This is a genomic window from Pseudoalteromonas shioyasakiensis (assembly GCF_022398475.1).
In the GTDB taxonomy this organism is placed as follows: Bacteria; Pseudomonadota; Gammaproteobacteria; order Enterobacterales; family Alteromonadaceae; genus Pseudoalteromonas.
In genome coordinates, this window is record NZ_JAKEVM010000097.1 from 1 (window position 1) to 17,058 (window position 17,058).

At 40.6% G+C, this 17,058-nt stretch carries 14 protein-coding genes; 4 read left to right on the forward strand and 10 right to left on the reverse strand.

Translation table 11 applies throughout. The annotated features are described in order from the left end of the window. The 9 genes from L1D51_RS15220 to L1D51_RS15260 all read right to left on the reverse strand — a co-directional run. Positions 1 to 630 (reverse strand): MCP four helix bundle domain-containing protein (locus L1D51_RS15220; protein ID WP_239964043.1); only part of this gene is annotated, 630 nt, incomplete at its 3' end. Between the two features lie 199 nt (positions 631 to 829). Then, positions 830 to 2,914: a carbohydrate-binding family V/XII gene (locus L1D51_RS15225; RefSeq protein WP_239964044.1), complete on the reverse strand. Its 2,085-nt coding sequence runs from the start codon at positions 2,912 to 2,914 to the stop codon at positions 830 to 832. 190 nt (positions 2,915 to 3,104) lie between these two features. After that, positions 3,105 to 3,941: a patatin-like phospholipase family protein gene (locus L1D51_RS15230; protein WP_239964045.1), complete on the reverse strand. Its 837-nt coding sequence runs from the start codon at positions 3,939 to 3,941 to the stop codon at positions 3,105 to 3,107. 103 nt (positions 3,942 to 4,044) lie between these two features. Beyond that, complete coding sequence (locus L1D51_RS15235) at positions 4,045 to 4,497, reverse strand: NfeD family protein (RefSeq protein WP_239964046.1); 453 nt, start codon at positions 4,495 to 4,497, stop codon at positions 4,045 to 4,047. Positions 4,498 to 4,505: 8 nt separating this feature from the next. Further along, on the reverse strand, positions 4,506 to 5,459 hold the full coding sequence (locus L1D51_RS15240) for an SPFH domain-containing protein (protein WP_239964047.1): 954 nt from the start codon (positions 5,457 to 5,459) through the stop codon (positions 4,506 to 4,508). A gap of 122 nt (positions 5,460 to 5,581) precedes the next feature. After that, the gene (locus tag L1D51_RS15245) at positions 5,582 to 6,487 is read right to left on the reverse strand and encodes a sensor domain-containing diguanylate cyclase (RefSeq protein WP_239964048.1); all 906 of its coding nucleotides are present in this window, start codon (positions 6,485 to 6,487) and stop codon (positions 5,582 to 5,584) included. Between the two features lie 256 nt (positions 6,488 to 6,743). After that, positions 6,744 to 7,631: a bile acid:sodium symporter family protein gene (locus tag L1D51_RS15250; protein WP_239964049.1), complete on the reverse strand. Its 888-nt coding sequence runs from the start codon at positions 7,629 to 7,631 to the stop codon at positions 6,744 to 6,746. A 9-nt stretch (positions 7,632 to 7,640) separates the two neighbouring features. Further along, positions 7,641 to 8,390, reverse strand: coding sequence for a class II aldolase/adducin family protein (locus tag L1D51_RS15255; RefSeq protein WP_239964050.1), 750 nt, complete (start codon positions 8,388 to 8,390; stop codon positions 7,641 to 7,643). Between the two features lie 9 nt (positions 8,391 to 8,399). Beyond that, positions 8,400 to 8,720: an Mpo1-like protein gene (locus tag L1D51_RS15260; RefSeq protein ID WP_054562470.1), complete on the reverse strand. Its 321-nt coding sequence runs from the start codon at positions 8,718 to 8,720 to the stop codon at positions 8,400 to 8,402. Between the two features lie 97 nt (positions 8,721 to 8,817). Here L1D51_RS15260 and L1D51_RS15265 point away from each other — a divergent pair, with 97 nt between their 5' ends. From L1D51_RS15265 to L1D51_RS15280, 4 genes are all read left to right on the forward strand, one after another. Further along, the gene (locus tag L1D51_RS15265) at positions 8,818 to 9,783 is read left to right on the forward strand and encodes an AraC family transcriptional regulator (protein ID WP_239964051.1); all 966 of its coding nucleotides are present in this window, start codon (positions 8,818 to 8,820) and stop codon (positions 9,781 to 9,783) included. Positions 9,784 to 10,013: 230 nt separating this feature from the next. After that, positions 10,014 to 11,948 carry a methyl-accepting chemotaxis protein gene (locus L1D51_RS15270; protein ID WP_239964052.1) on the forward strand — a complete coding sequence of 645 codons (1,935 nt, stop codon included), beginning with the start codon at positions 10,014 to 10,016 and terminating at the stop codon, positions 11,946 to 11,948. A gap of 260 nt (positions 11,949 to 12,208) precedes the next feature. Then, complete coding sequence (locus L1D51_RS15275) at positions 12,209 to 13,102, forward strand: cation diffusion facilitator family transporter (protein WP_054562467.1); 894 nt, start codon at positions 12,209 to 12,211, stop codon at positions 13,100 to 13,102. Between the two features lie 63 nt (positions 13,103 to 13,165). Beyond that, positions 13,166 to 15,952 carry a response regulator gene (locus L1D51_RS15280; protein ID WP_239964053.1) on the forward strand — a complete coding sequence of 929 codons (2,787 nt, stop codon included), beginning with the start codon at positions 13,166 to 13,168 and terminating at the stop codon, positions 15,950 to 15,952. Here L1D51_RS15280 and L1D51_RS15285 read toward each other — a convergent pair. Continuing rightward, on the reverse strand, positions 15,927 to 17,058 hold a 1,132-nt coding region (locus L1D51_RS15285), incomplete at its 5' end, for a putative bifunctional diguanylate cyclase/phosphodiesterase (protein ID WP_239964054.1). The genes L1D51_RS15280 and L1D51_RS15285 overlap by 26 nt on opposite strands.

The window sequence follows — 17,058 nt, forward strand, 5'->3', positions numbered from 1 at the left end:
GTATATAATAAAGGCAATAGCCAATAATAAAATTATTAATACAGTGATAGAGGCAGTCATAGCGATACTGACTTGAGCAAAATCTTTATCTGCGGCGTTTTTAAACTTGTTAGCCTCATTGATTTGTAAGTTTATTAGCCCTTGATAGCTTTCACTGAGAGGGTCAAACACATCGTAAAGATTTTTTACGAATACCTCGTTAGGTACTGCTTTAAGTTGGTCACTTTTTACTTGGTTTAAAAATGTGCTTAGTTCGCTTTCTACTACAGCGAGATTCTTTTCCACGATATTAACTAAGCGCTGCTCTTCTGTGGTTAGCTTGGTCCCTAAGTAGCTTTTCCATTTGCTATCAGCAACATTTTTTGCATTTTCAACGGCGGATAGAAAGTCAGTTTTTGAAATTTGCTCAGCGCGGTATTTATGGAATAGATCAACAATGCTAACTGCGTAATTGTCCGATACTGTTTTTATCTGCTCAAGGGGGATGACTCTATCGTCATACAAACTGTCGATGCCTTTTACCATGCCCGACATAATAGACATTGTAAAAATAGAGGTGATCACAAAAACTGTAACCGGTAACAAAGCCAAGACGGCTAATCGCGTACGAACGGTGTAGTTATTTAACATGAGCGTGCAAATTTTTGTAAGGACTTAGTATTAAAGCTAATAGAGAAATAGTTTTAAGCAAGTTTTTGCAATTGTTTTGCAGGCTTTTTCTTAAGAGATATATCTATTACGACTCAAAGGTAGCCACAGAGGGCGTTGGCTCTGGTTAAGGTAACAAAGCCAGTATTTACACTGGCTTTGTTTTGTTCCTGTTTTTACATTAATGGCCGCGATTAGGCATTTGCCTTTGCGTATTGCGGCGCATTTGTTGACGCTGCATACCTTGCTGACGTGCTCTATTTGCCCTATTTAATTGCTGCATACGATTTTGTTGCCTATTTTGAGTGTGCTGGCGTTGCTGTAATGTTTGCTTCGCTTTACTTTTATCTATGCTTTGCAATTTATTTTGCACTTGTTGGCGGTCAATATTTTGTGCCCGATCTTTGATTTGTTGCTGTTTATCGGTAGGTAATGTTTGCCATTTACCCTCAACACGTTGCTGCCATTTATCGGCATCATGCTTGAGCACGTTACCTTTTTGGTCGGCGAACACGTTGTTTGCTTTATCGCGTTGGCTGATGGCTGTTTTTAAATCGCGTTTCACTTGCTGCTTTGAAGCAAGACGAGACTTACTCTGATCGCGTTTATAAATATTATGCCTTGGTTGCTTATTATGGTGGCCAGGTTTATGACCGACATTAATTTTGTTACCAATATTGATGTTGCCATTATTAATAATAACTGGGCCGCGGTAACCACCGCCATACCAGCCATTACAGCAATGATAAGGTCGATAATGGGTTGGCCATCCAACATTCCAATTCATACCTAGATTTAAAAAACCATTGCTCCAACTTAAGCCAAACGACCAACCCGTCCAGTTGTTATAGCCAATATTAAACCCCCAAGTTGGTGGGCGAGGGTAGTAGTAGCCACCGCCCCAGTATGGCGGGTAATACCAACCCGTTCCATACACTGGCACGCCATAATAAGGGTATGACCACATGTAACCTGGGTAATAACCAACATACACCACCTCAGGAGTTGATTCGTATATCTCGACGTAAGTGACGTTGTAAACGGGGGAACTTGGAGGAATTTTTGCGATGTCATCTTTTGGAATGCTATCAGCAACAAGCCAAGGGCCTTGTGCGGAGTCTGCCTTAAACCACACTGCATTATCGACTGCATAATATTTGCCTTTAATTTGCAGCACTTGTGCATCGGTATTAATGGCATAAGAAACTTGCGTGCCCGGGATCCGTTCAAACTTAGGTTTACCATCATAATACACAGTTAAACTAGTGTCTTTACGGCTGATAGCCGCTGTTTGCGGCACTTTTGCATCTAATATTGCTTCGTCAGCTTCTTCAGTGCCAGCAACTGAAACTCTGAGGCCCCCTAAATCTGATTCAGGTGGAATATTGGCAAAGCTTTCTGGTAGTTCGTCGCCACGTACAAAGGTCCATGGGCCTGTTTGTTGTTTTGCGCGATACCAGCGTCCAGATAACAAGACATACATGTTATTCGTTTGCATTTCACGTAGCCACGGGGTTTCAGTGTTAAACACATACATGAGCTCGCCACCGGTTAAGCTTTTCCATTTAGCTGCGCCATCAGTTGAAATAAGTTCGGTGGGTTTAGTTGTAACAACAATGGCTGGTGGCGCACTTAGATCTGAGCTTTCGGTATCTTTAGGAAGCATTTTTACAAGTTCAGCCGGTGGCGACTGAGTATAGTCATAAGGCCCTTTGGCTTGTTTTGCCTGATACCAAAATTGCCCATCGGTGAGATAACATAGTTTGCTTTTGCTATCTTTAATCACTGTCATGGCAGTGTTTAAAGCGCGCTCATATTGGCTGTTTTCAATTTTACTAAACTTAGGTTCACCATCAAAACTCAATAATACCGACAGTTGCTCTGTGAAAATAATCGTTGGAGGGTCGGTTTTTAACTGCGTTAAACTTTGTTCTGCTGCTTCTGCACTTTCAAGACTAGCGGTCAGTTGCGAAAGCGAGGTTTCGAATTGACTGGTTTTTATTGCTTCATTAACGACAGCAGTAAACTTTTGTTCGCCTGCATCTTTTGACTCAGGCCAGCGTACATCGGTGACAGTCATATTGCGAACGGTGACGGTATCGTTTTCGCGGTCAGTATCTAGTTTAGCGGTAAACCAAAATACGCCAAACACTGCGTCACTACCTGAAACCGAAAATGACATTGCTGCACGGGCTGTTAAAGTATTACCGTTTAGTTTCTCGGGTTGTGGCTGGTAAACAATGAGTGTGCCTTGTGATGTTTGCACTTGTTGAGGCCATTCAATAGCTTGGCTAAAAAATGAAAAAAAACATAGAAAAGAGAGTATTAAAAGCCTGAGGGCAGTGATAAAGGGTAGGGGGAGTTTCATGGTCAATCCTTGGCTAACATAACTCTTTAAAGTATAGCCAATGACATCGAAAACGCTTAAAAATTGTTCCTATTTTTAAAGCGTTAGCTTAGGCAACTTGAGTTAAAAAATGTGAGCCCGCATTTAAGCCCATTTCATAACCCGCACTGAGTTTTTCAAATGATTTTGTTGTTCGACCAACAGCAAAGTTGGGTGGCGGTGCAATAATATTAATTTTACAATCACTCGGCGGATTAGTAATAAAGTCAATGCTTTGATTGTAATTTTCTGCGCGTCTTAAGGTGGCTTCTGCTAATGCAGGGGTGTTTTTATAAAGACGTTTAACGAACCAAGGCGCTTTTGAAGGCTTTTTCTTATAGCCAAGAGGCTGAGATAAAATAACGGTGATTTCTTTATTACCCATCTCGTATGCTTTACGAATAGGAATAGAATCTGCCACGCCACCATCAGTAAGTTGCAAATTGTCGATAACAGGAAATTCTCGATATGCAATCGGCAGCGCACATGAGGCTTTTAATTGCTCTTCTAGAAGTGTTGCATTTGCTTTTAAGTACTCTGCCTGTCCAGTTTGTATATTGGTTGTGACTATATAAAATTCACTGGCTTGTTTTTCGAAGGTGTCGAGATCTAGGCGAATATCACGGATGGTTTCTTGCCACAGCCAGTCTAAATCAAATAGGTGGCCACCTTTGATAAAACGAACAAAATCAATAAATTCAGGTCGGCAAGAGTAATCGGTAATCACTGCATGGTTACGTTTGTATTGGGCGCATAAATAAGCTGCGATGTTAGTGGCTCCGGCAGAAACGCCATAGCATTGATTAAAAGGTTGGTAATTAGCTTGAATAAAAGCATCCAGTACGCCAGTGGCAAAAATGCCACGCATTGCACCACCTTCTACAACGAGTGCCTTATTATTGTTCATTTTCGCAACCTTGCTTGTAACCGTGAGTGCTTCTAACCATAGCAAACACGGTTACAAAACTAAATAGAGTTTTGGCTCTAAATGAGGTTTGACTATTGCTGAGTTATACCGCCTCTACCCAGAGTACACCAACTTGTTTGTCGGTTACTTTTACTTTGCTACCAGCAGCAATGGGAGACTGACTTTTTAATTGCCATGTAATACCCGAATACTGATGTGTGGTTAACCCTTTATCATCAACATCGGCATTAACGACAAAGGTAAGCTCAGCAAAATCGCTATGTATCGGCTTAGTATCGGTTTTATCCTGCATGCGTTTGAGAGGTTTCCAAAGCACGAGAGCAAAACCAAGAGTAAACACGATATTGCTCCAAAGCGCGGTAGTGTAACTCGTATCAAGTAGACCTATATTCATTAGTAAGCCACTGGCAAATAAAGATAAGCCTAAAAACAGTAATACATAGGTACTCATACCCAGTACAGCAACTTCAACAATTAGCGCGATAACACCTATAATCATCAGTGCTTCGGCTAAATGGTTATCTAAAAATGCCATTAGCTCACCTAACTTTTTTGCTTTTTATTCAAAGAGTTAATGATAGACATACCTTGAGCTACAAGCGAGCTTGCGTCAGTACCACTTTCAGGAAGTAATACCACAGATGACTCACGAGCAATGGCTTCTTTAGCGGCAATGGCTTTAGTGGCTAGGTCGAGTTGAATTGCTTTTTGGCCTTGCTCTGTATCGGCGGCTTCACCCACTTTACGTAGTGCATCTGCTTGTGCTTCAGCAACGGCGATAATCGCTTTCGCTTCACCTTCAGCGCGTAAAATTTGCTCGGCTTTTTCAGCTTCGGCAGCAAGGACCTGGGCTTGCTTTTTACCTTCTGCCACATTGATGGCAGACTGACGGTCACCTTCAGACTCTAAAATTTGCGCACGTTTTACACGCTCAGCTTTCATTTGTGCTTCCATGGCTTCCATTACAGAATTAGGTGGCACAATATCTTTAATTTCGTAACGTAAAACCTGAATACCCCAAGGCTCAGATGCTTGGTTAATCGCGGTAACTATGTTGGTGTTTAACATGTCGCGCTCTTCAAAGGTTTTATCTAGTTCCATTTTACCAAGTTCAGAACGCATCGTTGTTTGGGATAGCTGAGTAACCGCAAATACATAGTCATCAACACCATAAGTGGCTTTATACGGGTCAAGCACGCGGAAATACAGCACACCATCGACGATAAGCGAGATGTTATCTTTGGTGATAGCAGACTGCGAAGGCACATCTTGCGCTTGTTCTTTTAAGCTGCGGTCAGCGGCAATACGGTCGATAAATGGCACAATAAAGTTTAAGCCGGCTTCTTTGGTCGAATGGTACTTACCAAAACGCTCGATTAACCAGGCACGATTTTGCGGCACAAATTTAACGCTACTTTTTAGTAGCACTAAAACAAAAATTAGAAGAAAGACTTCTACATTTAACAACAGGTCTAAAATGCTAGAAACGGGGTCCATGTACTTTCCTTAATACAATTAATATTATTTTTCACTGCTCAGATTACCACCACAAAGCAAAGCACGCTATTGATTTGTAATCGTTACCTATTTAAGTGCAGTTTTATTCTTTATGCATTGTATTAATAATTCAGTGCATGTTTTATCAAATACATGTGTTGATCAGCTTGCGCCACAATTTCATCGGCTGTTTTTTGTGTACCTAAAAACATGGTGACGCCGACACTGGCTGAGCCCTTATAGTTAAGATTTTGGTGAATAAACTCAACTTCGATGGCTATTTGCAGTTTATCGGCAACGCGATAGGCATTTTGTTTGGCTGTTTGCTCATTTCGGCTTAGCCCTTCAAGTAATACAACAAACTCATCGCCACCAATGCGGGCTAAACAGTCTTTTTCGCGCACAACTGTTTTCATTCTTTGTGCAATCTCAACAAGATAAGCGTCGCCGGTATTGTGGCCATATTGATCGTTTAATTTTTTAAACTTATTAAGGTCGATAAATATTACTGCACCATAGTTTTGGTCGCGTTTGCTCATTTGTAACGCAAGCGATAAGCGAATATAAAAATAGCGGCGGTTTAAAAGTTCAGTTAGCGGGTCGGTGGAGGCAGCGTAGAGGAGTTGTTCTTCAAGGTGTTTTCGTTCGGTAATGTCTGTTGCAATACCTAAAATGCCGATGACTTTGTTAGGCTCTGTGTCGCAAATAATAGGGGTTTTCACTTCCCAGAAAATATATTGGTGTCCGTCGGGAAAGGTAAGCTCAACTTCTTCACGGGTACGCTCACCGCTGAGCACCCGCTTGTCTATTTTTGCTAGCTTTTTTACGTCAGGAATTGGGAAAAAGTCCACATCACTTTTATGTTGTAATTCTTGCTCAGAGCAAGCAAATAAACCCAAGGTAAGCTTATTAGCATAAACGTAATGCCCGAGCTCATTTTTTATGTAAACGTATGCGGGTACGTTATCAAGCGCAAACTTTAATTCAGCAACATGAACGGGCAATTTAGAGTTATTAAGTTCGGCCACAATATGTCCCTATATAACAAGCCATAAATTGATAGTGAACGAAAATATCTTATTAAACAAGACTGACCACAGAGCAAAAATTATAACTAATGATTTAGGTATAGTTATGAAAAATAAATAAAAAATTAATAGTTAGGATGGGTGATGAACTTTGTTATTAGGTGTATTTTAGACTCGTTTGGTTATCTCAAATTTTAACTATTTTTTATTACTGTGTGATTAAAAACTTCCTTGTTTTTAGTCATCACTTTGGCTTTTATGCTTTGTTGAGAATGGCAAGGTGTTTCGTATGATGCGCGCTAAATAAGCGACAAAAAATATAACCCGTTACAAACATTGATAAGCTATAGGTTGCTCCAGGAATTGCCATGGCGGCATTATTGATTAAGGTACTCGCAATTAAAATGGCAAGGGTGCCATTTTGTAGCCCAACTTCAACCGCAATGCTCATTTGTTGCTTGTGATCTAAGCCCGATATTTTTGCAAAAAACAGCCCTAGTAACAGCGTGCTGAGGTTTAATGTCAGCGTTGCAATGCCACTGGTCGCAAAAAAGCTCAGCATTTGGCCAGCATTTTTATGAATAATGCTAAGCACTATCACAATTAAGAATACACTCGAAAAACGACGTATAAAGGGTTCTATTTTCAAGCTCAAATGGGGTTTAAAGTGATTAAATACCATTCCTAAACAAACAGGAAGTACCGTTATCATCAGCATTTGCACTATGGTTTTAATCACTGGCAAAGCGAATTCGTGGCCCGGCACACTCAATGTATGCATGGCAAAATGCATAATCAGTGGCAAGGTAAACGGTGAGATAAATGTTGCTAGCGTTGTTAGACTTATTGACAGCGCAACATCCCCTTTGAATAAATAGGTATAAAGGTTTGAGGTCACACCACCCGGGCAGCAAGCCACTAAAATCAGGCCAATAGCGAGCTCTGGGGATAGGGTAAAACTCATTGCTAATAAAAACGCAACGCTTGGCAATAACAGTAGTTGGCAGCTTAAGCCTATTGAAAGTGCTTTGGGGCTAATAAATAATGCCCTAAAGTCTTGCTTTTTAAGCCCTAACCCCATGCCAAACATGATGATAAATAGTGCTAAAGGCAGCACTATTTTAGTCATGATATCAATTTGCATGGTATATCCTTATTGATCGTAACCCGGACTTTTATTGTCGAGTAAGCGCAGTAAGGCAGGCCAAGCAATTGCGCCGCCCAGTCCCTTAGTAGCAACTTCAGTTTGCCCTTTGATACCCTCAATAATCGCGCTAGGTACTTGTACGAGTTGCTCGGTATTTTGTGAAGTACGAGTTTGTACAGCGCATGCAGCTTCAAAAACATACATAAACAAAAATGCATCAGCGACCGTTTTACCCACAGTTAATAGGCCATGATTACTTAGCATTAGAAAGTTATTAGAACCTAGGTCATTCACTAAACGGTCTTGCTCTGCAGGATTAAGGGCAATGCCCTCGTAGTCGTGATAACCCAAACCTGAGTGCACAACAACAGCTTGCTGAGAGATGGGCAATAAGCCGTCTTTGTTAGCAGACACCGCCGTGCCATTGAGTGAGTGGGTGTGAATAACGCAATGGGCATCATCACGTGCCATATGAATACAGCTATGGATATTAAACCCCGCAGGGTTAACAGGGTATTCGCTGTCATGCAGCTTATTACATTGTTGATCTACTTTGATAAGACTTGATGCCGTTATCTCATGAAACATCATGCCATACGGGTTTATCAAAAATTCGTTGTCTGTGCCGGGAACACGCATTGAAATATGGGTAAAAATTAAATCATCCCAGCCATATAAAGCAACTAGGCGATACGCGGCAGCTAGCTCAACACGGGCTTGCCATTCTTGCTCTGATACTGTGTGTTTCATCGTCATGGTGTTTTCCTAAAATGGTACTTTGCGAATAATAATGTCTTTAAACATGACCCAATCACCAATAAAGCTATAAAAAGGGTGTGTAAAAGTAGCGGGGCGATTTTTTTCAAAAAAGAAATGACCAACCCAAGCAAAGCCATAGCCCACAACTGGGCATAAAATTAGCCAGCTATATTGCTGCTGATAAATAGCGGCAAACAAAATAGCCAAAACAATCCAACTGCCAATGAAATGTAAGCGTCGACAGACTTTATTTTTGTGTTCTTGTAAGTAATAGGGGTAAAACTCTTTAAAGCTCGCGAATTCGCGTTTACTTGCTACAGTGCCCATATTGTTGTCTCCGTTGTTAATTACAGGTTAACAATAGGCTTTTATTCTTTTATTTACTTGATAATATAGGTCATTAAATTGTTTATTTAGGACGCGCATGAGAACCTTATCAAGCTGGTGGCTTCGTGCTATGGCTGAGTCGTTTAAGTGGCAGGGTTTACCAATTAATGAATTGTTTGCAGCGGCAAATATTCCTTTAGCAGAATTAAGTAGCCAAACAGCCCGATACCCACAAGCCAGTGTCAGTATGCTTTGGAAGCAGGCGCAAGCCATGTTACCAAACACCCATTTAGGTCTTTATGTTGGCAGTAACATGAATGTACGCGCTATTCCGGTGGTAGGCATGGCGATTATTCAGTCAACACAGTTATTGAGTGCTTTTCGGCTGATATTGCGTTATCAAAAATTGATGGGCGATACACATAATGTGTCGCTTATCGATCATGGAAGTGAGTATGAACTTCGCTTTAACTTTAGTGATGGTGAGCGTGATATGTCACTGCTAAGCTACGAAGCGCCCATGGCGTTTTGTGTAAAAATAGCGCGCACTGTAAAGGGAAAAGATTGGCACCCAACGCGAATTTGCTTGCAGCGTAAAGAGCCACACAGTGAGATTAATGCGCACTTTAATTGCAAAATTGAATACGGCTCAACGACCCACAGCCTGTTTTTTAGCGAAAATACCGATAGTGAACCTGTGTTATCAAGCCAGATTAAACTAGTGACGCAAACGAATGTGACGCAGGTATTGAGAATTTTGCTTGAAGAGCATTTAATTCAAGGCCAAACCACCAGTAAAGCAATGGCAAAAGCACTTAATATGAGTGAAAAAACGCTGCAGCGCCGTCTTGCAAAAGAGAGCACAAGTTTTAGTAAAGAATTAGCAAGTTTAAGACAGCAAAAAAGTGTGTCATTGTTAAACGAAACAGATCTCTCAGTCACAGAAATAGCCTTTTTATGTGGCTACTCTGAAATTAGCGCATTTCATCATGCATTTCATCGCTGGTATGGCATGTCGCCAAAAACCTACAAGCAAAAAATGGCAATAATAGCAGAGTCATAATAAGCACGGTTTTATTCAGTGAGGTGTTTGTATCTAGCGTTTTAACTAGTAAAAAGGTACAAGTTGGCGTTTGTTCCTATTCTGTTTGAGTTTGATAATTATTAGTACAAAAAACAACAGTAAAAGCTTAAATAGCAATTGCTTAACACAGACTTGTTACCTAAAATTATTGATAGGACGCAAGGATGATCTAAAACCAAAACTCCACCATTAAGTATGAGGCTTGCTGAATGCGAAATCTATCGCTGCGCACTATTTTTATTAGTTTTGTGTTAATTGCATTGTTTGTTGTCACTGTGGTTAGCGCCTTAATCAATACCAGCCAATTTTCTCGGCTTTATTACCAACAAACAGAAAAGCAATTATTGCCTGACGCTGTGGGTAAAGTGGCTGCCGAAATTGACGCTCAAATGCGTTACCCGATCTCTGTGTCACAGTCTTTAGCTGAAAACCAAATTCTGCATACGTGGATGAACGAAGGTGAGAAAAGCTCGCCAATTCATCAACGTGTGATGGCGTACTTTGCTGACTTACAAAGAAAAAGTGGTGCGTCATCGGTGTTTTGGGTAAGCAAAAACTCAATGAGTTATTACACACAAGACGGCTTTTTCAAATCAATCTCACAAAGTGAGCCAAGAGACAGTTGGTTTTTTGACTTTATTAGCTCAGATAAACGCCAAGCGCTGGCTTTAGATGTGAGTGAACAGGGCGGACACCTCACTTTATACGTTAACACCTTGGTTGAAATTGCAGGGCAACGCCTTGGTGTTGCAGGGCTTGGTTATGATATTTCAGATATTTCTAGCATTGTTACGTCGCGTAAAATTGGTGAGCAAGGGTATTTATTCTTAATTGATGAGAGCAAGCGAATTATTGCACACGCAAATGATGCTTATATTGGTAAACAAGTCACAAGCGTCGCTTCATTAAGCGCATTACAAAGCTTTTTGAGCAGTAAACATACTGGCCTTACTCTATCGCAAGTGGAGCTCGCAGATGAAGATGTTTATGCTGGGGTTATGCCAATCGAAGGCACTGGCCTTACTCTTGTGGCGGTTCAGCCTAAGCAAGAGATATCAAGCGCGATTAATACAGTCGTTTGGATGTCGATTATCGTAAGTGTCGTGCTTGCAGGTATATTTTTAGTGTTAACACTTTATTTTGCGAATTGGCTAAGTAAGAAAATACGCAGTGTGGGCGACGAACTACTGGGTATGGCAGGCCACGGCGGTGACTTAACAAAACGTTTAGATGACAGTGTTGATAATGAACTGGGGCATCTTGCTAAAGGCTTTAATGCCATCATAGGTAAAGTAGCTGAGTTGGTAGATGAAATCAGTGTCACCGAGCAAGCGATGCGAGAGGGGATTGACGACCTTGCGAGCTTTGCCAACAAAACCTTTGTTGCTACCGAAGATCAGCGCGCGCAAACCGATCAAGTTGCCACAGCTATTACAGAAATGGGGCAAACTATTAATGAGGTGTCTGATATTGCTCATCGCACAGCAAGCGACACGGAAGAAGCGGTACGAGAAACCGTGCAAACCAATCAAAGTATGGCTGCCACAGCACAAACCATGAATGAACTGAATGACATTTTGATCACGGTTGATAAAAGTATCGGTGAGTTTGCAAATCAAGCGGCTGAGATCAACTCGGTTGTTGAAGTAATCAATGCAATTTCAGAACAAACTAATTTATTGGCACTCAATGCGGCAATTGAAGCGGCAAGAGCGGGTGAGCAAGGTCGTGGCTTTGCGGTCGTCGCTGATGAAGTACGCTCACTTGCACAGCGTACGCAAACATCGACTTCTGAAATTAGAGAACAGATTTCGCGTTTACAAAGCTCATCATTGCAATCACAAGAAGCGATTGCCGAAGGTACGCAAAGTAGTCAAAAAGTGACTGAGCTTACGCATATTGCAGTGTCTGCACTTCAGTCTATTCAGCAGAAGTTTGAGATTATCAGCCAAGGCAATCACCAAGTTGCAGCAGCCACAGAAGAGCAGGGCACGGTGGTTGAGCATATCAATCAGTCGGCTCATGATATTTCAGACAGTGCAATGCAAATACATGATAACGCTGAGCAACAACAGCGTGGTACGCAAAGCTTATTATCGCGTGCTCAGCACCTTAAAGATTTAGTCAGTCAGTTTAAAGTTTAATAGCCTGCTTTTTAAATCTGCTTCGAGTAAAAGGCGTTAACAACATGTGTTGTTAACGCCTTACTGTTTTTTAGCTTACAAGTGAGTGTTTCAGTTTACTTGTTTGCTGCTAATTCCTTTCTTATTAGTAACACATCGTGCAAAAAACTTTCAAAAAGGGACTATTAACTAAGTTTTTAGTGCGTTTAAGTGCGCTGCGTATTACAATTGAGACTTTATATCATTACCGCATTTCCAGCTGATAGGTATTTCACTTCTTCATGACAGATATTACAACACACCAAGCATCTAGACGCCGCTTGTTGATTGCCTTAGCCATAACGTGCTCGTTTATGGTGATACAGGTTATTGGCGCCTATTATTCGAATTCGCTTGCTGTACTTGCTGATGCTGGGCATTTGTTTGTTCATAACAGTTCTTTATTCATCGCGCTTATTGCCTCAAGCATGGCGATATATTTCGCGAAAAACTTTAATGATGGCTACCAGCGAGCAGAGCTCACGGGTGGCTTGATCAATGGCATCTTATATTTAAGCATTAGCTTAATTATTCTTTATGAAGGAGGTGAACGTTACTTCCATCATAGCGATGGTCATGATTTACAAATTAATAGCTATTTAATGTCGGTCATTTCAGCTATTGGTTTTTTGTTTCATGGTGCTGCAGCATGGGTGCTATACAAAGGGCGCAAAGCAAGCATTAATGTGTATGCGGTGTTTTTACACTCGTTTTTTGATTTAATTTCAACGGTTTCAACCTTCTTCGCTGGTATTTTAATCCACCTAACTGGCTGGGCCGAAATTGATATTATTTCGAGTATGTTGATTGCTACCTTTGTCTTGTTTACTGGGGTTAAAGTGATCATTCGTTGTATTCAAGGCTTACTTGAAAATAGAAGTAAGCTGCCGAATGTAGCTGATATTGAACAAAGTATCGCTTCGGTTGAACATGTACAAAATGTTCATAATGTCACGGTAATGCGCCAAGACAAAGACATTATTGTTGGCGCGCACGTTGTTTTAAAACAGCATTGTACCGTTGAAAAGCATGACGAAGCATGTCGCTTAAAGGTCGAAAAACTATTGCAATCGCGCTTTAAAATTGGAAAAAGTGTGCTGCAAATAGAGAGTCATGAATGCCACCATGTTAATTAAAGTGGCAAAAAGTTTAATTTTCTTTTAATTTAAAGGTATCACTATGAAGTTAGGATACCTTTTTTGCTTCAAAATAAGCCTTCATTTTTCAACTTTTTAGCCGCAGTACTGCTTGGTTGTATTGCGGGAGTTGTTAATTTACTACCAATTTGGTTTTTAGACAGCTCAGAATTTCTTCTTGGTCAGTTTTTTGTGATCCTAAGCTTGCTGCTACTTGGTTGGCGGTTTGCAATAATCACCTTTATTTTAAGTACAGGGTTTATTTTTTACCGCTGGGGGCATGCGTGGCCGTCCATAGTATTTGCACTTGAGCTTATTTGCTTACAGGTATACTGCTTATCAAAAGCGCGGCCGGTATTTTTACGAGGCATGCTATTTTGGCTGGTGATAGGCCTGCCACTACTTTGGAGTTTTGGCCATTTCTTTTTAGGTTTACCAATTCTAACGATTGCTATTGCACTTGCTAAGTACTGCTTAAATGCGGCAATTTACTTATCTGTTATTGATTTACTGAGCTTCTTCTTTAGCCGTTATTCGTGGCATAAACATTATTCGTCGCTCTATAAAATACTTAACTATGTTGTTACTTTACTGGTTGTACTGGTAGTCATATTAACCTCTGTAGTACTAACCAATAACCATTATGCGCGCATTGAGTATGAGATAAATTCGCAGTTAAAAGAAAAAGCCAAAGAAATCGCACGCACCATTGATGCTCACCTTGATCATAATAAAAAAGGGGTGGTACTCACTGCCAGAAGCATTGCCAACGGTGTCCCTCGTCAAATTGCTCTTGAAAATATGGCAAACCTATACCCTGATTTTAGAACACAGATAATTGCTGATGCTCTTGCTGATGTCACTCATTTTTATCCACAATCGTTAGCGATTAGTTTGCAGCAGTCAAACATTCGCGCCAATGTGGCAGATAGAGATTACTTTATAAATGCACCTAATAATGAGCTTGGTTATATCTCTACAATATTTAAAGGTCGTGGTTTTGGTTCTTTACCTATAGTTGCAGTATCAGCACCGATTTATATTGAAGATACCTTTACTGGCGTCGTTGAAGGCTCACTGATGTTTGATTATTTTGCAGGCCTCAGGCCCAGTCTATTTAGTCATCAAGGCGAGTTGTTGATTTTAGATGCCAGCAACAAAGTGGTATTTAGCACATTAGATGACTTTACAGAGCTACAACAATTAACAGATGAAGAAATAGATTTGTTTGCAGACGAAGCTCGTTTTAAGATGTTTGATGCTGAGAACGAACAGCAGTTTTACGCCAGAGAAGCTCGCTCAACAGAGCATAACTGGATTGTAATGACCATGCTCAATCGCAAACATGCCAATAATGTTGCGGTGAGTGCATGGGGTCAGTCTTTGGTGATGATATTGTTTATTATTTTATTAACCAGTGTGTTTATCACGCAATTGAGTCGCTGGTTAATTGCTCCTATCGAAAAGTTAGCTGAACAAATCGACAAATTTGAACCTGAGCGGGCAATCACAGATACCGACTTACCACAAACTTGGCTAGAAGTGAGTCGTTTGCAGTCGCAGTTTTCGAGTTTAGCTAATAAGCTAGCGCTTAATTTTAATCGCTTGCATCAAGCGAATCACGAAAACGAAGTGTTGAATAACAAACTGACCGATTTTAATGCCCAGCTCGAGCAACAAGTTAATGATAAAACGAATGAGCTAGTCGAAGCTGTTCGCTTAGCGAATCAAGCCAACCGTACTAAGTCGCAATTTTTAGCGAACATGAGCCATGAAATCCGCACCCCGCTCAATGGTATTTTAGGCATGACTCAACTGCTATTAGAAAACCCTAAACTACCCGAAACTGAGCGTGATGAGCTGGCGATGATCCATCAAAGTGCTAATAACTTATTGTTGATTTTAAATGATATTTTAGATTTCTCGAAAATTGAAGCGGGCGCTCTTAAACTTGAAGACCGTGTTGTTGAAATTAAAGCCTTACTGGCACAATTAGCCAAAGTTTTTAGTAGCACCAGTGTCAAATCTGGCGTTAAATTTAACTTGAGCATTGCAGACAACATACCTGAGTATATCCGCCTAGATCCACTGAGGTTTAGCCAAGTAATCAATAACATTTTGAGTAACGCGGGTAAATTTACTGAGTCTGGTGAAATAAACATGCAATGCCAAATGGTTAATAGTGCACTAGCAATAAAAATTCGCGATACAGGTATAGGTATTTCTGCAGATCAGCAGGCTAAATTGTTTACAGAGTTCACTCAAGCCGATATATCGACCACCCGAAAATATGGTGGTACTGGGCTCGGGCTCACCATTAGTAAACGAATTATAGAGTTGATGGATGGAGAGCTCTCTTTAGTGAGCCAAGAAGGTGAGGGGAGTGAATTTACTATTATTGTGCCATTGATGGTAAGCGATGCAGAAGCAACTGCAGAACAAAGTACAGACAAGCCAATACTTAGTGGCATAAATGTATTAATTGTTGAAGATAACCCTGTAAATCAAATCGTGCTGCAAAAAATGATGCAAGACACCCAGTGTACTATCAAAAAGGCAAACGATGGCTTACAGGCACTTGAAGATCTTAAAAGTTTTACGGCAGATATTATATTGATGGACTGCCAAATGCCCCACATGGATGGCTATCAATGTACACAAGCAATTAAACAGAACCCTGCGCTGTATGGCGAAGCTATCATTATTGCTATTACGGCGAATGCCTTTGAAGAGGACCAAAAGCGCTGCCTTGTAGCTGGCATGGATGACTTTATCTCGAAGCCCATTAATAAAGATGAGCTTTATCGCTGCTTAAATAAATGGTTTAAAGCGCGTTTAGTCGATCAATGATTGCCTGAATCGTGCTTTCTGCAATGAGGTCATCGGCCAACATGGGTTTTGCGAAGTAGTACCCTTGTAAATCTTCGCAGCCCATCTCTGTTAAGAAGCTGATTTGCTCACTTGTCTCAACCCCTTCAGCAATACAATATAAGCCTAAGTTCGATGACAGCGCATGGATGGTTTTAATAATCGATTCATTACTTTTATCTTGGCCGATATTACGCACGAAGCTTTGGTCTATTTTGATCACATCAATCGGGAATTGACTTAGGTAAGTTAGTGACGAGTAACCTGTGCCAAAGTCATCAAGTAATAGTTTGAAGCCGACATTTTTAAGTTTTTGCAGCTGCTTAGAGGCTTTCTCTTTATCTTCTAATAGCGTATTTTCTGTAATTTCAAGACGTAGCTGAACCGGCTTAACCATGTGATTATTCAAAATAAGTAATAAACGTTCAGTTAAGTTCGATTTTAAAATATGCGTTGGTGACAGGTTTAATGATAAATAAAACTGTGGGTTAGCACGCAGCATAGGTAGCAGCTCTGTTAATGCTCTATCAAGTGCTTGCTCAGTCAACGCATCGATGAGGCCTATCTCTTCAGCAATAGGAATGAATTCGGCAGGTGACACAAAACCTTGCTCGTTCTTCCAACGCATTAAAAGCTCAACGCCGTTTATTTTTTTAGTTTTAGCATTAACAATAGGCTGATAGTTATTAAATAACTCATCGTCTTTAAACGCATCTTTCAAGGCATTTTCAAGTAACAGCTTTTTGGTAAGCTGGTTATTCATCTGCTCTGTGAAATATTTAAAATTGTTACGGCCAGATTGCTTAGCATGCATCATGGCTATATCTGAATTTTTAATTAAATCATCTGCTGTTTTCGCATCAAATGGGTAAAGAGCGACACCAACACTTGCTGAAATGTTGATTGAAAAGTCGTCAATTATAACCTTGCTTGCCAGTTCTTCAGTGAGTTTTTTAACGAGATCACTGAGTGTTTGTGGTGAGTGAAGGTCTTTAATAAGAACCAAAAACTCATCACCACTTTGACGGCCTATTACGGCGTTTTCGGGTAACATCAGGCTTACTCTTTGCGTGATATCGCAAAGTAAT